General features: G+C 69.6%; 15 protein-coding genes. 2 read left to right on the forward strand and 13 right to left on the reverse strand.

Features of this window, described 5'->3' with window-relative positions; translation table 11 throughout:
- Positions 1-64 precede the first annotated feature (64 nt).
- The 7 genes from ACFU7D_RS15110 to ACFU7D_RS15140 form a co-directional block, all read right to left on the reverse strand.
- Positions 65-1,906 carry a bifunctional metallophosphatase/5'-nucleotidase gene (locus tag ACFU7D_RS15110; protein WP_378868330.1) on the reverse strand — a complete coding sequence of 614 codons (1,842 nt, stop codon included), beginning with the start codon at positions 1,904-1,906 and terminating at the stop codon, positions 65-67.
- Between the two features lie 82 nt (positions 1,907-1,988).
- Positions 1,989-2,165 carry a hypothetical protein gene (locus tag ACFU7D_RS15115; RefSeq protein WP_008362162.1) on the reverse strand — a complete coding sequence of 59 codons (177 nt, stop codon included), beginning with the start codon at positions 2,163-2,165 and terminating at the stop codon, positions 1,989-1,991.
- 32 nt (positions 2,166-2,197) lie between these two features.
- On the reverse strand, positions 2,198-3,805 hold the full coding sequence (locus ACFU7D_RS15120) for a phosphodiester glycosidase family protein (protein WP_378868333.1): 1,608 nt from the start codon (positions 3,803-3,805) through the stop codon (positions 2,198-2,200).
- A gap of 48 nt (positions 3,806-3,853) precedes the next feature.
- Positions 3,854-4,753, reverse strand: a complete 900-nt coding sequence (locus ACFU7D_RS15125) for an NAD(P)/FAD-dependent oxidoreductase (RefSeq protein WP_378868336.1) — start codon at positions 4,751-4,753, stop codon at positions 3,854-3,856.
- A 19-nt stretch (positions 4,754-4,772) separates the two neighbouring features.
- The gene (locus ACFU7D_RS15130; protein WP_378868339.1) at positions 4,773-5,198 is read right to left on the reverse strand and encodes a DUF6069 family protein; all 426 of its coding nucleotides are present in this window, start codon (positions 5,196-5,198) and stop codon (positions 4,773-4,775) included.
- A gap of 122 nt (positions 5,199-5,320) precedes the next feature.
- Positions 5,321-7,351 (reverse strand): protein meaA, encoded by a 2,031-nt coding sequence (locus tag ACFU7D_RS15135; RefSeq protein WP_378868341.1) that lies wholly within the window; start codon positions 7,349-7,351, stop codon positions 5,321-5,323.
- A gap of 73 nt (positions 7,352-7,424) precedes the next feature.
- Positions 7,425-7,733: an STAS domain-containing protein gene (locus tag ACFU7D_RS15140; protein WP_091047808.1), complete on the reverse strand. Its 309-nt coding sequence runs from the start codon at positions 7,731-7,733 to the stop codon at positions 7,425-7,427.
- 198 nt (positions 7,734-7,931) lie between these two features.
- On the opposite strand from ACFU7D_RS15140, the gene ACFU7D_RS15145 reads away from it, so the two are divergent.
- Positions 7,932-8,504, forward strand: coding sequence for a cob(I)yrinic acid a,c-diamide adenosyltransferase (locus ACFU7D_RS15145; RefSeq protein WP_378868345.1), 573 nt, complete (start codon positions 7,932-7,934; stop codon positions 8,502-8,504).
- A gap of 1 nt (position 8,505) precedes the next feature.
- Here the strand turns inward: ACFU7D_RS15145 and ACFU7D_RS15150 are convergent, their stop codons facing one another.
- Positions 8,506-9,486, reverse strand: coding sequence for a helix-turn-helix domain-containing protein (locus ACFU7D_RS15150; protein ID WP_378731300.1), 981 nt, complete (start codon positions 9,484-9,486; stop codon positions 8,506-8,508).
- A 376-nt stretch (positions 9,487-9,862) separates the two neighbouring features.
- Between ACFU7D_RS15150 and ACFU7D_RS15155 the strand changes: the two genes are divergently transcribed.
- Positions 9,863-13,033, forward strand: a complete 3,171-nt coding sequence (locus ACFU7D_RS15155; RefSeq protein ID WP_378868348.1) for an SNF2-related protein — start codon at positions 9,863-9,865, stop codon at positions 13,031-13,033.
- Positions 13,034-13,228: 195 nt separating this feature from the next.
- Here ACFU7D_RS15155 and ACFU7D_RS15160 read toward each other — a convergent pair whose 3' ends face one another.
- The 5 genes from ACFU7D_RS15160 to atpD form a co-directional block, all read right to left on the reverse strand.
- Entirely contained in the window at positions 13,229-14,389 is a 1,161-nt protein-coding gene (locus ACFU7D_RS15160) for an MFS transporter (protein WP_378726484.1), read from the reverse strand.
- A 44-nt stretch (positions 14,390-14,433) separates the two neighbouring features.
- Positions 14,434-15,048, reverse strand: coding sequence for a DUF1707 and DUF4870 domain-containing protein (locus ACFU7D_RS15165; RefSeq protein WP_378868350.1), 615 nt, complete (start codon positions 15,046-15,048; stop codon positions 14,434-14,436).
- A gap of 105 nt (positions 15,049-15,153) precedes the next feature.
- Positions 15,154-15,600: a DUF2550 domain-containing protein gene (locus ACFU7D_RS15170; RefSeq protein WP_378726488.1), complete on the reverse strand. Its 447-nt coding sequence runs from the start codon at positions 15,598-15,600 to the stop codon at positions 15,154-15,156.
- Between the two features lie 21 nt (positions 15,601-15,621).
- Positions 15,622-16,014, reverse strand: a complete 393-nt coding sequence (locus tag ACFU7D_RS15175) for a F0F1 ATP synthase subunit epsilon (protein ID WP_045547377.1) — start codon at positions 16,012-16,014, stop codon at positions 15,622-15,624.
- Positions 16,014-17,450, reverse strand: a complete 1,437-nt coding sequence (gene atpD, locus ACFU7D_RS15180; protein WP_378726490.1) for a F0F1 ATP synthase subunit beta — start codon at positions 17,448-17,450, stop codon at positions 16,014-16,016. Before atpD ends, ACFU7D_RS15175 begins: the two co-directional genes overlap by 1 nt.
- Positions 17,451-17,458 lie beyond the last annotated feature (8 nt).

Below are 17,458 nucleotides of genomic sequence, written 5' to 3' on the forward strand. Positions count from 1 at the left end.
GAGTCGGCTCGTCATAACGAGCCGACTCGGCAGGGTTTTCGGTCACAACGAGCCGACTCGGCGCTCAGGAGTTGACGGTGATGGGCTCGCCGCCGGAGACCAGGCGCCAGTCGACCGAGGCGAACGCGGCGGGGTCGATGACCTGGTGCTCGGTGACCCAGTCGATGATCAGCTGCCGGATCTCGACCTGCTGGTTGTAGACCACAGGGGCGTCGGTGACGTGCGGGAAGCCGCCACCACCGGACTGGCGATAGTTGTTGATCGCGAGCACGAACTCCTGCGCGTCGGTCACCGCGACGCCGCCGTAGGCGAGGTCGGTGATCCGCGAGCCGACCGCACCTGCGATGTCGATGTCGTAGGTCAGGGCCGCGTCCAAGCCGGCGATCGTGTCGAAGTTGTAGTCGGGGGTGCCGTTGGGCGCGGTGTCGGTCGGCGCGTTGGTCACGGCGTCGATCGGGAACGGGCCGGTGCCGCTGACTTGCTTGAAGTAGCGGGCCGTGAACTCGAGGTAGTCCTTGAGCTGGGCGCCGGTGATGCGCACCGCCATCAGGGTGTTGTCGTAGATGTAGAGGCCGGCGACGTCGCGTACGGTCACCTCTCCCGCCGGGAAAGCTGCGGCGCGGCTGAACGGAGCCGCGATCGAGATCACCGGCAGCTCGGCGTCGGCGTCGGAGCCGGTCAATGCCGCCTTGACCGCATCGGCCTGGACGAAGTTGACGAAATCGATGATGGGTACGTCCTCGACGACCGCCCGCGCGGCCAGCATCTCCACCGCCGAGCTGCCGACGACGGAGTTGACGTAGTCGATCACGACGTCGTGCTGCTCCTGCACAGCCGCCGAGACCTCCGGGTCGGGGTCGACGGTGTTGGAGTTCAGCGTCTGCGAGGTCGCCGACTCCAGGACCCAGCGAGGCCGGCCGTGACGCTTCTCCTGGCGTACGACCAGGTCCATCACCGAGACGCGCATGCCCCAGTAGAGCGGCTCGGTCAGCAGCACCTGCTTGCCGGTCTCGGTGTTGGTGACGAAGCGCTCGGTGATCTCCCTGTGGGCGTGGCCGACGAGGATCGCGTCGACGTCCGGCACCTGCTCGGCGACGAGGGTGGCGGCGTTCTCCGGGGGCAGGTCGTCACCGTAGGAGCTGGAGGTGTCGGCGCCGGAGTGGGCACTGATGATGACCAGGTCGCAGCCGGCCTTCTTGAGCTCGGGGACGAAGATCTTGGCCTGCTCGACCAGCCCCGGGAACTCCATCTTGCCCTCGACGTTGGCCTTGTCCCAGATCGCGATGCCGGGGTTGGTGAGCCCGAGCACGCCGACCTTGAGACGACGACCCCGACCGACCCGGAACTCCTTGATGACGTAGGGCGGGAAGACCGGCAGCTTGGTCGACGGGTCGACCGCGTTGGCGCCGAGCATCGGGAAGTTCACCTGCTCCTCGAACTTCCGGATCGTGTCGATGCCGTAGTTGAACTCGTGGTTGCCGAGCGCGGCGGCGTCGTAGCCGACCAGGTTCATCGCCCGCGCCATCGGGTGGATCGCGCCCTCGGTGATCGGGTCGATCCGGGCGTAGTAGTAGGCCAGCGGGGTGCCCTGGATGGTGTCTCCGGCGTCGATGGTGAGGATCGGCTCGCCGCGCCGCTCCTCACGGACGGCGTCGATCAGCGTCTTGACCTTGGCGACACCGATCTCGTTGCCGGCGCTGTTCGAGAACTCGGCGTTCTTGTAGTAGTCCCAGTTGAAGACGTTCCCGTGCAGGTCGGTCGTGCCGAGCACGGTCAGCCGGACGGTGTCGGGCCTGCCCGCGCCGTTCACACCATGGGCAGGGGCGGCGTAGCCGGCTGCGCTCAGCGCCGCGGCGCCCGTGACAGCAGCACCGGACAGGACAGAGCGGCGGGTGGCGTGAGGCATCGGTAACGTCCTTGCACGAGTAGGTAATCGACTGCAAGGCAATTCCTACCACCTCGGGCGCGACTTGGCGGCGCCTTTACCGTCAAGCAGCCAGATGCTTCTTCTTGACCGGCTTGCCGTCGAGGGTCACCAGACGGCGTTTCTTGACCGTCATCCCCTCGGGCAGGGTGCCCTCCTTGAGCATGCGGATCGGGCACCGCTTGCAGCGCGACTTCGACACGCAGCACTCCGTCTTGGGAGGCTTCCTCTTCTTGCCCACGCTCGAAGGGTAACAGCCGGGTTAGGCGTGCCTTACTTCGTCGGAACCGCCACGATGAAGTCCCCGTCGGCCCGCTCGCCGGCCGCGTCGGAGGTGCGGTTGAGGAGAGTGCCGCCGGTCGCGATCGCGGTGGAGCCGCCGCCGTCGAGGTTCATGGCGTCCTCGGCGCCCAGGCTCTTCATCAGGACCACCTCCTCCGCGACCGTGAGGCCTTCGGAGACACCGGGCTGGCGACCGTCGACGGTCACGAGCAGGAGCCGGCCGCGGCGGTCGATGCCCGCCATCGTGCGGGGCTGCCGGATCTCGGCCCAGGCGTAGTTGAACGACAGGTCGGCGGGATCGATGACACCTTCCGCGGCCGCATCGATGTCGGTGCGCCCGTCGGTGACCAGGTTGGGGGCGGCGCTCACGATCGAGGTGCGCGGGGTCAGCGGGACTCGGCGCCCCGTGGCGTCGCGGACCGACTCGGCCACCGGCAGCCGGCTCCCGACGGTGGCGTGGGCGGCGAGCCACTCCCCGGCCGCACCGACGCCCTGGACCACGCTGCCGCCCTCGGGCACGGTGCCACCCCGGGTGCCGACGGCGGTGACGAGGTCGTCGTCGTCGAGCACGACCTGGGTGCCCTCGCCGGCGGGCAGCGACGCACCGAGCCGTGGCGTGAAGAGCACCAGCTCCGAGGCGGTCCGGCAGGTCACGTCCTGGCGAGGCTCGGTGGTGGGCGTGGCTCCCGGGCGGCCGCAGTTGCGGATCACGCCGGGTGTGCGGTTGATCCCGTTGACCGGCTGCACGGATCGGCCGCTGCGTACCTCGACCTTCGCCGTCAGGCGGGTGATCCGCGCAGGCCCGTTGCCGAGCACGATGCCGGTGCGCGAACCGGCGTCCATCGCCTCGAGCTGCCCGTCGTAGACCGCGATCCCCGCCGGAGCACCTTGGTAGCCGTCGGCATCCGAGGTGATGAAGAACCCGCCGTTGACCGCCACGGTCGCGCCCAGCGCACCACTGACGTCCGACAGCTTCTGCCGCTTCGCGAGCGTGCCGTGATGGGTGCCGTACACCTCACCGTCGTACGTCCGCGGGTCGATGACCGCGACGTGGATCTGCTGGGCGTCGGCCGGGGTGTCGACGTCGTAGCCGGTCCAGGCGGCCACCGCGGTCGGGAAGCCGAGCGCCTTGAGCGCCGTGACCGCCGACCCAGCCTCGGCCTGCGTCGCGTACTCCCCCGTCCGCACACGTACGCCCTGCAGTCCGCCGGGGGTGTCGGCGTAGTCCGGCCAGCGGACGTCGTCGAGCCGCGGCTCGTAGCCCGCCGCACGCAACCGGCCGGCGGTCTCCTGGGCCCATGCGCGCGGGCCGACGCCCGCGTTGGCCGGGCCACCGGTGATCGAGCTGGTCACCGGGTGCTGGAGGGTGACGGTCCAGAACGGGGCGCTGGCGGTGTCCTCGAGAACGCCCGTACGCAGCCTCACCCCGTCCGCGAGCGATGACGATGTCCACTCGATCCGGTCGGTCCAGGAGTGGGCGGGCGAGTGGGCGGGCGCGTGGACGGGCGCGGGCGCGTCGGCGCGGGCAACGCCCGGGACGACGGCGACGACGGCGGCCAGGGCGACGCCACTGGCGAGAAGGCGAGCAGTCTTCGGCATGCGCGGGAGGCTAGGAGTGCCCGCTGAACCCCCGTTGAACGCCGGACGTCAGCGCTGCGTCGGTTGCCCGGAGACGAGCTCCACGACCTCGGCGGCACAGCCCCAGCTCAACGTCACCCCGGCGCCGCCGTGGCCATAGCAGTGCACGACCCGGCCCTCGCGTTCCAGCCGGACCGAGGGCCGGGCCGGGCGTAGGCCGACCAGATGGGCCCGGACGTCGGCGTTCGCGATCTCCGGCACAGCCGCTGAGGCGTCGGCCAGGATCCGCTCGGCCGTACGTGGGTCCGGGCTCTGGTCCCAGGCGTGCGGCACCGACGTACCTCCGATCACGGTGTCGCCACCGCGCGGGAAGACGTAGGAGGGGGCGTCGCCATCGGCTTCCAGCCACTCCTCGGTGGCGCCCGGCCCGAGGACGACGATCTGGCCCTGGACCGGGTAGAGGCTGGTGTCGCCGACCAGCTCCCGCGAGCCGAGGCCGGTCGCGTTGACCACGACGTCGGCGTCCAGACTCGCCAGGTCGTCGACGGTCCCGGTCGTGATGCTGCCGCCTGCCTGGGTGACCCGCCGCTCGAGCCACGGCAGGTAGACCGGCATCTCGGCGATCGGCGCGGTGAACTCGGCGCGGCCCTCGGTGACGGTCAGGTCGGTGAGCGGCGCGGCCCACCACAGGTCGGCCTCGGGGTTGTGCTGCGTGCCGTGCACCATGCGTACGCCGGCCTCCGGCTCCTCCTCGGCCAGCCGGGCGAGCTCGCCGAAGGTCTCGGCCGCCCAGACGGTCACCCGGTCGCGCGGCTCGGCGAGGTAGGGGAACCAGAACCCGCCGGCCACCGCCGAGGTGGTCCCGCTCGTCCGCTCCCGGCCGATCACGCTGACCTCGTGGCCGGCCTCCACCAGCCGTACCGCGCACGAGAGCCCGATGACTCCGGCTCCGACCACCGTTACCCGCATGCTCGGCAGGCTACTCGCCTCACGCGGCGAGTCGACGGGCCAGCACCGGGATGACGATTGCGGCGGTGACGACGTGCAGGAGCATCAGGACGACCGCGCTGGCGGCGTCGAAGCCGAAGGTGACGTCAGGGACGAGCGAGGCGATGGTCAGCACGACGGTGGTGACCACGAACGTACGTCGCGGACGGCGGGCCACGCGGGCCATCACCGCGGCCATCGCGACCCCGATGAGCGAGAAGAGGGCGGTCAGCTGGGCGTAGCCGGCGAGCGGGATCGTGCCGCTGGCGGTCTCGAAGCTCACCCCGGCCGCCGAGGCGGCCGCGGCGAGGACGGTGACGACCGCGCTGGCGACGACAGTGGCACCGAGGCCGTGGAGCCAGACAGGCTTGCGGGCGGCGGCGCGGGTCGAGCGGGTGGTCTGCTGGGCGGTGGTGATCGTGGACATCTCTGGTCTCCCGTGAGTGGCGGGAGGCGCCGTCCGCCTCCCTCTGCCCATGTCACGAACGGCCACGCACTCGGATCGACACGACTCCCGAAGTTTTTTCGGGAGCCGTGTCGATCCTCGACTCAGGAGAGGCCGTTGGCCTTGCGGATGACCTCGACGATGTCGGCCATGATCTCGGTGAGGCTGAAGTCCTTGGGCGTGTAGACCGCCGCGACCCCCGACTCGATCAGCGTCTTGGCGTCGGACTCGGGCACGATGCCGCCGACGATGACGGGTACGTCACCCAGACCCGCCGCGCGCAGCCCCTCGACCACCGACGGCACGAGCGACATGTGCGAGCCGGAGAGGATGGAGAGCCCGACGACGTGTACGTCCTCGGCGACCGCCGCTGCGACGATCTGCTCCGGGGTGAGCCGGATGCCCTGGTAGATGACCTCGAAGCCGGCGTCACGGGCCCGGACGGCGACCTGCTCGGCACCGTTGGAGTGACCGTCCAGACCCGGCTTGCCGACGAGCATGCGCAGCTTGACGCCGAGCTCCTCGCCGGTGGCCTTGACCCGGTCGCGTACGGCCGACAGCTCGGCTCCGGCCTCCGCGGCACCGACGGCGCCGGAGACGCCGGTGGGCGCCCGGAACTCGCCGAAGACCTCGCGCAGGGTGCCGGCCCACTCCCCCGTGGTCGCGCCCGCGCGGGCGGCTTCCAACGTCGCCGACATCAGGTTGGCGTCGGTCTTCGCGGCGGCGGCCAGAGCGGCCAGCGCCTCGGCGACGGCCGTCTCGTCTCGCTCGCCCTTCCAGGCCTCGAGGGAGGCCTTGGCGGCCTCCTCGGCGCGCGGGTCGGCAACCATGATCGCGGCGTCCAGGTCCGCGGTCAGCGGGCTCGGCTCGGTGGTCGTGAACTTGTTGACGCCGACGATGATCTCCTCGCCGGACTCGATGGCGGCGCGACGGCGCGCGTGCGAGGAGACCAGCTCGGACTTCATGTAGCCGGTGTCGACCGCGGCGATCGCTCCGCCCATGGCCTGGACGCGGTCGATCTCCTCCTTGGCGCCCGCGACGAGCTCGGCCACCTTGGCCTCGACGACCGGCGAGCCGTCGAAGAGGTCGCCGTACTCCAGCAGGTCGGACTCGTAGGCCAGCACCTGCTGCAGGCGCAGCGACCACTGCTGGTCCCACGGACGCGGGAGGCCGAGCGCCTCGTTCCAGGCGGGCAGCTGCACCGCGCGCGCCCGCGCGTTCTTGGACAGCGTCACGGCGAGCATCTCCAGCACGATCCGCTGGACGTTGTTCTCCGGCTGCGCCTCGGTCAGGCCGAGGGAGTTGACCTGCACGCCGTAGCGGAACCGGCGCATCTTCGGGTCCTCGACCCCGTAGCGCTCACGGGTGATCTCGTCCCACAGCTCGACGAAGGCGCGCATCTTGCACATCTCCTCGACGAACCGCACGCCCGCGTTGACGAAGAACGAGATCCGGCCGACGACCTTGCCGAAGTCCTCCTCGGAGACTTGGCCGGAGGCCTTGACCTGGTCGAGGACCGAGATGGCGGTGCACATCGCGTAGGCGATCTCCTGCACCGGAGTCGCGCCGGCCTCCTGCAGGTGGTAGCTGCAGATGTTGATCGGGTTCCACTTCGGGATCTGGTGGACCGTGTAGGCGATCATGTCGCTGATCAGCCGCAGGGAGTGCTCCGGCGGGAAGACGTACGTCCCCCGGGAGAGATACTCCTTGATGATGTCGTTCTGGGTGGTGCCGGCCAGCTTGGCGGCCACCTCGACCGGGTCCATCCCGGGGTTCTGCTCCTCGGCGGCGACCTGATACATCGCGAGCAGCCACATGGCGGTCGCGTTGATCGTCATCGAGGTGTTCATCTCGGTGAGCGGGATCTGGTCGAAGAGCTTGCGCATCTCCCCCATGTGCATGATCGGGACGCCCACCTTGCCGACCTCGCCGCGAGCGAGGATGCTGTCCGGGTCGTAGCCGGTCTGCGTGGGCAGGTCGAAGGCGACCGAGAGACCGGTCTGGCCCTTGGCCAGGTTGGTGCGGTAGAGCTCGTTGGACGCCTCGGCGGTCGAGTGGCCGGCGTACGTCCGCATCAGCCAGGAGCGATCCTTCGCCGGGCGGCTGCTCTGTCCCGAAGGCGTGGTGTCCGTCATAAGAGGCATGCTAGCCCTTCGGTTACCGATCAGTAACCGGCTCCGGTGTGGAAGATGTCACTCCCTTTACCGACTACGCGATGAGCGGTGAGTTCTCCACCTCGAGCACACGATAGAGCCTGGAGAGGTGGAGCATCCGGCGCACCGCCGGGGTGCAGCCCTGCAGGGTGAGGCGGCGGCCCTCGGCATGGGCCTGCCGGGTCGCGACGGCGAGCAGCTTCAGCGCCGTCACGTCGGCACTGTTCACGCCGGAGACGTCGAGCACGACGTCTCCCTCCACCGAGTCGAGATGGTCGTAGATCACGCTGCGTGCCATCCAGGTGCTGCGTACGTCGAAATCTCCGCTCAGCACCAGCGTCGGCCCGTCGATCAAGATCTCCATGCCCTGCCTCCATCCCCCGGGAAGTGGATTGCCCTACACAGAAGCTCTACGCATCACATGCCGCTCCCTCTCGCCAACTATGACGCGCGGCAGCTCCGATTGGTTGCACCGCACCAGCCTCATTGGTCACTCGCGTCACTATTTTCTGTCAAATGACCACGCTCGCCGACAAGTGGCCCGTCCGCATAGGCTCAGCGCATGGTCAACCTGACACGCATCTACACCCGAACCGGCGACGCCGGTGAGACCCGGCTCGGCGACATGAGCCTGACCGCCAAGACCGATCTGCGGCTGGAGGCGTACGCGACGACCGATGAGGCCGGGGCGGCCATCGGTGTCGCACTGGCTCACGGCGGCATCGACGAGGACGTCGTGAAGGTGCTGACGACCGTCCAGAACGACCTCTTCGACGTCGGCGCCGACCTCTCCACCCCGGTCGTCGCCGACCCCGAGTATCCGCCGCTGCGCGTCGAGCAGGCCTACGTCGACCGGCTCGAGGCCTGGTGCGACGAATACAACGAGTCGCTGGAGAAGCTCCGCTCGTTCATCCTCTCCGGCGGCACCGTGGCCGCGGCCCACCTGCACGTGGCCCGCACCGTCGTGCGCCGCGCGGAGCGGGCGGCCTGGGCTGCGTACGAGGTCCACGGCGAGACGATGAACAAGCTCGCCCTGACCTACCTCAACCGGCTCAGCGACCTGCTCTTCATCCTCGCCCGGCACGCCAACCGCGAGCAGGGCGACGTCCTGTGGGTTCCGGGCGGCGAACGCTAGCTCACAGCCAGCCGCGGCGACCCGCCTCGTAGCCGAGCTGGAGGCGGGTGTCGACCTGCGCGCGGTCCATCATCTGGCGCACCCGCCGCTGGACCGTACGCAGCGACAGCCCGAGCTGGGCCCCGATGGAGGCGTCGGTCAGGCCGGCGAGCAGTAGCGAGAGCACCTTGGTGTCCAGGGGCTCGAGGCGATCGGCCGCCGTCTCGACCGTGCCCTCGGGGGTCGCGACGAGCTTCGGAGCCGAGGTCCAGATCAGATCGAAGAGGGCGAGGATCGCGTCGAGGAGACCGCTGGGGTGGAGCAGCAGCGCGTCCTGGACCGTGTTGTGCTCGCTGTTCATGAGCGGGATCAGAGCGATCTCCCGGTCGACGATGAAAGCACGCAGCGGCACCGTCGGCACCACCCGCAGCTCGATCCCGATCTCGAGGCCGGAGTCGATGCTCTCGTAGATGCCCGGGGTGTCGAAGACGGAACGCTCGAGCACGATGTCGTGCCTGACCCCGCGTTCGAGCGCGGCCCGCTCGGCCTCGTCGGCGTCCTCCCGGGTGACGACGGCGGCCTGCGGCTTCTGCAGCGCCTGGATGCACTTCTTGGCCGAGTACTGCAGCTGGGCGAACCGCTGGGCGATCGCCTCGGTGCCGTGCACGACGTCGACGACGTCGGCGACGTCCCGGCGGGCGACCGAGCCGCGATAGAGCCCGGCGAGCTCGGTCATCTCCACCTGCGCGCGGCGCAGCTCGTCCTGGCGCTGGACGAGCAGCGCCCCGAGCGCCACGGCCGGCGGGGAGGCGACGTAGCGGTCCTGGCCGGCCGAGGCCCGAGCGACCAAGCCCTTCCCCTCCAGCGCGGACAGCACCGCCGAGACCGCGTAGGCGTCCAGGTCGGCCGCCTCGGCCAGCTCTTCGAGGTTTGCCGACGGCGCGGCGACCAGCTGGCGGTAGACCGTCTCTTCGAGATTGTCGAGACCGAGCGCATCAAGCATCCGAGATGCCTTCCGTGGCGGGGGAACGAACGACGGCCATCATGGCAGATATACGACACGTCACATTCCCGCCATGGCGGTTCGACTTGCATTCACCGCCAACTTGGCCGAAAGTATTCATCGCCACCTCGGTCCGGATCCCCCCGCTCGGATCGAGGTGGCTTTACTTTTGCGCGACAAAGTCGTCGTGATCGGTTCGGATCCGGTTGTCCGGGGCTGATGTCCGGCTTGCGCCTATGCATGCCGATGAATGCACCGCAACCCCGCGGTGGTGCACCGATGGTCTAGACCACTACCACCGCAACGAACGAGACGCTGCTCACCACGAGCGTCCACGAAGTCGCAGAACCCGCCTCATGCTGGAAGAATGGATCGGGTGCCCTTGCTCGAAGCTCTCACGAACGACCTGCTCCGCGAGACCTTCGACCCCCAGACCATCGAGCGTGCCGAGGCTTACGCCGCCCAGGGCCGGGTCGGTGAGCCCCGGATCACCGAGATCGGCAGCAGTGCGCTGCGAGCGGCAGCCGAGGTCAGAGGCACCAGCCCCGCGCCCTACCGCGTGACCCTCAACCTGGATTCCAGGAACGGCGTCGTCAGGGCGACCAGCTCGTGCAGCTGCCCCGTGCACAACAACTGCAAGCACGGCGCTGCCCTCGGTCTGGTCCTCGCCGGCTCGCGCGCCGCGGCGACGCCGATGGGCCCGTCGTGGGAGACGGAGCTGCGTACGCTCCTGGGCCAGCTCGCCGAGGACAACAAGCCCGAGGACGACCTGCCCGCGCTGGCGCTCGAGATCGACGTGCACAGCCCGCGGTCGGCCGTGGCGGGCTCCCCCACCGTCGAGCTGCGCCCGATGCGCATGGGCAACCGCGAGCGCTGGGCGAAGACCGGTGCCGACTGGGGCAACATTCCCAACGCGGTACCTGGCAAGGACTTCCCTCGCAGCCAACTGCTCCCCCTGCAGGAGCTGGCCCGCCAGCTGCGGTCTGACCGGCTGCTCTACGCCCGCGGCTCCTCGCTCAGCCTCGCCGACTTCGGCGAGCACGCGGTCAGCCTGCTCCGCGACGCGATCCGTGGCGGTGTGACCGTCCTGCCCGGCGAGAACGTACGCGGCGTGGTGATCTTCGACGAGCCGCTCTCGCTCGCCGGCGAGCTGCGCCGCGAGGACGGCGAGGCGGTCCTCCGCTTCGGCCTCGCACATGCTGACCGGGTCTACGCCGGCCCGACGGTGCTCCCGATCGGTCGCCCGACCCGCTCGGTGGGCGTGCTCGATGCCGGGGTCCTGCATCTCGCTGATCTGTCCGGACCGCTGTCGACCCACGCACAGCGGCTGGTGACCGCCCGGGACCCGCTGACCGTCCCGGAGGCCGAGATCGGCACGCTGAGCGCCCTGCTGGGCCCGCTGGCCCGCCTGGTGCCGCTGCGCTCGACCGACGACTCCCTCGACATCCCTGATCCGCCCGCACCGCGCCTGACCCTGACGGTCACCTGGCGCAGCTCGACGCATGCCACGCTCGGCTGGACCTGGGCCTACGGCGTACGTCACTACCCGGTGGACTCCCGCGAGGACCTCGGCCTGGTCCGCGACCCGGCCGAGGAGGCCGCGCTGCGCGCCAAGGTCTCCACGGAGCTGCTCCGCAAGCAGGAAGTTCGCGACGGCGACGCCCTCGCGCTCGCGATCCACGACCTGCCGGCGCTGCGCGAGGTCGAGGGCGTCGAGGTCACCGAGGTCGAGCGGCCCGACTTCCGCGAGACCGACGAGGACCCTGAGATCTCCTTCGAGATCACCTCGCCCGACGGTGCTGCCGTGGCCGGGCAGGACTGGCTCGACCTGCAGGTCGTGATCCGGATCGGCGCCGAGGCCGTCCCGCTTCCGGACGTACTCGGGGCACTGACCCGCGGCGACGACCACCTGATCCTCCCCAGCGGCACCTACATCACCACCGACCGCCCCGAGCTCGACCGGCTGCGCAACGTCGTCGAGGCCGCCGGACAGCTCCACGAGCGCACCGGCGACGGGATCGCGGTCGGCAAGCACGACCTCGGCGTCTGGGCCGAGCTCGCCGAGCTCGGCGTGGTCGACCAGCAGGCCGCCGAATGGGTCCAGCGCGCCCAGGCCCTGCGGGACCTTCGCGAGATCCCCCGGCCGGAGCCGACCGGGCTGGCGACCGAGCTGCGCCACTACCAGCTCGACGGCTTCCATTGGCTGGCGTTCCTGCACGAGCAGGGTCTCGGCGGGATCCTCGCCGACGACATGGGTCTGGGCAAGACGCTCCAGGTGCTGGCCACGATCTCCCACGCCGTGCATACGCAGCCGGAGACGCGCACGCCCTACCTCGTGGTGGCGCCCACCAGCGTCGTACCCGCCTGGGTCCAGGAGGCCCGCCGCCACACCCCTGGCCTCCGGGTGAGCACGGTGAGCAAGCGCGTGGACTCCGTGGCCGAGGCCCGCGAGGACGCCGACGTCGTCGTCACGACCTACGCCATCCTCCGGCTCGAGCAGGACGCCTTCGCCGGGCGCCCCTGGGCCGGTCTCGTCCTCGACGAGGCCCAGCAGGTCAAGAACCACCAGTCCAAGACGTACGCAGCTGCCCGCCGCATCGATGCCCGCTGGCGCCTCGCGGTGACGGGCACGCCGTTCGAGAACCGGCTGATGGAGCTGTGGGCGCTGCTCTCGATCACGGCGCCGGGGCTCTACCCCAGCCCTCGGCTGTTCCGCGACACGGTGGTCTCTCCCGTGGAGAAGTCGGGCGACGACGGCGCGCTGCGCCGGTTCCGGACCCGCCTGCGGCCGTTCCTGCTGCGGCGTACGAAGGAGCTCGTCGCCGACGACCTGCCGCCCAAGCAGGAGCAGGTGCTCGGCGTCGACCTCAACCCGGTCCACCGCAAGATCTACGACGCCCACCTGGCCAAGGAGCGGCAGCGGATCCTGCACCTGCTCGACGACTTCAACGACAACCGGGTCGCGATCCTCAGCGCGCTGACCAGGCTGCGGCAGCTCTCCCTCGACCCCGGTCTCGTCGACCCCGAGGACGACGACGTCGGCTCCGCCAAGCTCGACACCCTCGTCGACCACATCGAGGAGCTCGCCGCCGAAGGCCACAAGGCGCTGGTCTTCAGCCAGTTCACCTCGTTCCTCGGCCGGGCGCGCACCCGGCTCGCCGATGCCGGCATCGACGCCGCCTACCTCGACGGCGGCACGCGCGACCGCGGCGCGGTCATCGAGAGCTTCCGCGAGGGCGACGCCCCGGTCTTCCTGATCTCCCTGAAGGCCGGCGGCGTCGGCCTGACCCTCACCGAGGCCGACTACGTCTTCGTGCTCGACCCCTGGTGGAACCCCGCCGCCGAGGCCCAGGCCGTCGACCGAGCCCACCGCATCGGCCAGACCCAGCACGTCATGGTCTACCGGCTGGTGTCCACCGACACGATCGAGGAGAAGGTCATGGAGCTCAAGGAGCGCAAGGCCGAGCTCTTCGCGAAGGTCGTCGACGGCGAAGGCGCCATGGGATCGACCATCGGCGCCGACGACATCCGCGCCCTCTTCGACTAACGGGCAACCGGGCGAAGCCCGTCTGGTGTAGCCGAGTCGGCGCATCTGCATGCCTTGGAGCGAAGCGAAGCGAGCGAGGCGTGCAGATGCGCCGACTCGGCTCGTACCCGATCGGGCCCATTCCTCCCATGTAACACGTCGTTCGTAGGACTACTCGCCCTATCTGAACGACCGGATAGTCCTACGAACAGCGTGTTACACCGCCCGCCGCCGCGCCACCGTCGCCGCCAGAGCGGCCGCAGGGAGCATGAGGACGGCGACGACGAGGAGAGCCCGCAGGGTGCCGACCTGGTCCCCGATGGCCCCCAGGATCGGCGGGAAGCCGAGGAAGGCTCCGTAGGCCAGCGTGGAGACGACCGAGACGCGAGCAGCGGCCCGGGTCTCGTCGTCGGCGGCGATGCTGATCCCCAGGGGGAAGCCGAGGGCCGCGCCGAAGCCCCACAGGACGATCCCGGCCAGCGCGAGCCCGAACGAGCCGGCGAACACCGTCAGCACGATCCCGACTCCCGCCAGCGCCGCCGAGGCGATCAGAACCGGCTGCCGACCGATCCTGTCGATCACCTTCGCGCCCGCGAAACGGGCAAGGCTCATGCAGAAGACGAATGCCGCATAGCAGGCCACCCCGACCCGGTGGCTCACGTCGTAGCCGTCGATCATCGCCAGCGACACCCAGTCGTTGGCGCTCCCCTCGGCGGCGGCGAAGGCGAGCACCATCAGCCCCAGCAGCAGCGTCTGGGGCGAGCGCCAGGCGGCGATCAGCTCGCGCCGCGGCGAGTGCCCCTCCGGGGGCGGCTCCGCCGGGAGGAACCCCAGGGTCCCCCACCAGCAGACCGCCAGCGCGACGGCCGCGACCCCGGCGATGTGCCACACCGTCGGCAGCGTGCCCACCAGGGCGATGCCCAGCAGTCCACCGAGCACGGTCCCGACGCTCCACATCGCGTGCAGCTGCGGCATCAGCGTCTTGCCACCGCGCCGCTCGACCGCGGCACCCTCGACGTTCATGGCGACGTCCCAGACCCCATAACCGACGCCGTACGCCACCAGGAACAGCGCCACCAGCCATGCCTGCTCCAGCCAGCTCCCAGAGATCGCCACGAGGGTCAGGGCGGCGACACAGAGCACCGCGCAGCGGCGTACGACCCGGGCAGCGCCCCAGCGCATCACCAGTCCCCCGGCGAGCGGCAGCGCGGCGACGGAGCCGATGCCCATCGCCAGCAGCATCAGACCGACGGCCGAGTTGTTCAGACCGAGGCTCTCGCGGAGCGCGGGGATGCGGGAGATGAAGGTCGCGGACAGCAGACCGTTGGTGGCGAACGCCACCACTGATCCGGCCTGGGCACGGCGGAGAGGCGTCACGAGTAAAGGCTAGTGGGCCCTGGGCCGCGTCCAGGTGCGGGGGATCAGTCCCGCTTCTTCTCGTACGGCCCGCCACGCCCGAAGATCGGCAGCACCCACGGCTGACGCAGCGGGGCGCCGGCGAGCGCGACGACCGCGAAGGCAGTCGCGAGGACCCAGGCGATCCCGTAGAGCGCGCCACCGAGCCCGAAGGTCACGATCGTGACGGCGAGCAGGGTGAGCTGCAGGTTGAGGGCGCCGGCGGCGTGGTGCTTCACGAACTCGGAGCGCTTGCCGACGGTGTAGTAGAGGATCGCGGGACCGACGACGATCGGCACCCAGGTCGTGGCCTGGGCGAGGGCAGCCAGGAGCCGCTCCTCGGTGGTCGGCGGCGGCAGCAGGTCGCGGGCGGGCTTCGCCGGCGCCGGAGCCGGGGTCGGCTGCGCGATCAGGTCGCGGGTGATCGGCTCCAGGGCGGCGTACGTCTTCGACTTCATGGTCAGGTCGAACCGGACGTCGAACTCGGCCTGGTCGAGCCGGCCGTCGGCGTAGGCGGCCTTGAGGACGTCGACCACACGGTCGCGGTCGGCGTCGGTGCAGCGCAGCTCGTCGCCGACGACCGGAGCCGACGGGACTGGCTGGGTGGGCGGGTTGGGCGGGATCGGGGCAGTTGAGGACATACCTCTACGATCCGCCGCAGATGCCTTCCGGACAATCAGGGAAGCCCCCGAATGCAAACCGACCGACCCCGGTGTTGTGCCGGAGACGGTCGGAGGAAGACGCTTTTAGAAAACGGTCCAGGTGGACCGCATCGGGCGGGACTCCAGCCAGGCCTGGAAGCCGATCAGGGTCTGCTGGTCCATCGCCAGGTCGATGTGCTCGCCCTTGACGTCGCAGGTCACGATCAGGCTCTCGGGGTAGAGGACGAGCTCCTCGATACCTTCGGGAGAGCGGCTGGAGACATAGACGATCTCGACCCGGCGCCAGACTCGTTTGGGCTTGGGCGAGAGCGAGAAGATCCGGAACCACTCCAGCTGCGCGTCACCAGAGTAGCGGCCGATGCCGATGACCCAACCGCGCCCGGGACTGGTGTCCCGGACGCGGTGGCTCAGTTCGAAGACGCCGCCGTTGCGAGCGAGCAGACGGCGGCGTACGGCGATCCCGATGCCATAGGCGAGGACAAGCAGAAGCAGGCAGGCCACGACGGCCAACAGCAGCTCCCACCATGCCATTCGGGTCCGCCCCTCTCTACCTTAAGAGGCCTTCTCGACAGCGCGGATGCGTGCCTCGGCACGACGGATGCGCTTCTCGGCGTCATTGTTGGTGCCGAGCAGGCGACGGGCCTCCTCGAGCTCGACCTCAGCCTGGCTGAGGTCGATCTCGTGGGCCAGCAGCACGTGCTCGGACAGGATCGAGACGCGGTCGTTGGCCACCGAGAGGAAGCCACCGTCGACGGTCGCGATGACCTCGGTGCCCTCCTCCGGAGTGATCTCCACGACCGCCTCGGTGAGTGCCGACAGCACCGGCGCGTGACCGCGCAGGACACCGACATCACCGTCGACCGTTCGGGCGATGACCATGGTGGCCCCGCCGCTCCAGACCACCCGGTCTGCAGCGACGAGCTCCACCTGAAGTGCGTCCGTCATCAGAGGCTCTTCTGGATCTCGGCCCACTTCGCCTCGACGTCGTCGAGGCCACCGCACATGAAGAACGCCTGCTCAGCGACGTGGTCGTACTCGCCGTCGGCGATCTTGTTGAACGCCTCGATGGTGTCCTTGACCGGAACCGTCGAGCCCTCGATGCCGGTGAACTGCTTGGCGACGTAGGTGTTCTGCGACAGGAACCGCTGGATCCGGCGAGCGCGGGAGACGATGATCCGGTCTTCCTCGGAGAGCTCGTCGACACCCAGGATCGCGATGATGTCCTGCAGCTCCTTGTTGCGCTGGAGGATCTGCTTGACGCGGACGGCGCAGTCGTAGTGGTCCTGACCGATGTACTGCGGGTCCAGGATTCGCGACGTCGAGGTCAGCGGGTCCACCGCCGGGTAGATACCCAGCGAAGCGATCTCACGGGAGAGCTCGGTGGTCGCGTCGAGGTGGGCGAACGTGGTCGCCGGAGCCGGGTCGGTGTAGTCGTCGGCCGGCACGTAGATCGCCTGCATCGAGGTGATCGAGTGACCACGCGTCGAGGTGATCCGCTCCTGGAGCAGACCCATCTCGTCGGCGAGGTTGGGCTGGTAACCCACGGCCGAAGGCATCCGGCCCAGCAGGGTCGAGACCTCGGAACCCGCCTGGGTGAACCGGAAGATGTTGTCGATGAACAGCAGCACGTCCTGGCCCTGGACGTCGCGGAAGTACTCCGCCATCGTCAGCGCCGAGAGGGCCACGCGAAGACGCGTGCCCGGCGGCTCGTCCATCTGGCCGAAGGTCAGGGCGACCTTGTCGTAGACGCCGGCCTCCTGCATCTCGTGGATGAGGTCGTTGCCCTCACGGGTGCGCTCGCCGACACCGGCGAACACGGAGACACCACCGTGGTTCTTGGCGACTCGGGCGATCATCTCCTGGATGAGGACGGTCTTGCCGACGCCCGCACCACCGAAGAGGCCGATCTTTCCACCGGTCACGTAGGGGGTGAGGAGGTCGATGACCTTGATGCCCGTCTCGAACATCTGGGTCTTGGACTCGAGCTGGTCGAAGGCCGGAGCCTTGCGGTGGATGCCCCAGCGCTCCTTGACCTCGACCGTTGCCGGGTCGACGTCGAGGATGTCACCGGTCGCGTTGAACACGTGGCCGAGGGTGACGTCACCCACGGGGACCGTGATCGGGGCGCCGGTGTCGGACACCGTGGCACCACGGACGACGCCGTCGGTCGGCTTCAGCGAGATGGCGCGGACCATGCCGTCACCGATGTGCTGAGCAACCTCGAGCGGGAGGATCGAGGTCTCACCGTTGACGGTGACCTCGACCTCGAGCTTGTTGTAGATTTCCGGCATGGCGTCGACGGGGAACTCCACGTCGACGACCGGGCCGATCACGCGGGCGATGCGGCCCGTCGTGGTCTTCTCGTCAACCTGTGCGGTCATTTTCTAGT

It is taken from the genome of Nocardioides sp. NPDC057577 (assembly GCF_042801335.1).
Lineage (GTDB): Bacteria > Actinomycetota > Actinomycetes > Propionibacteriales > Nocardioidaceae > Nocardioides.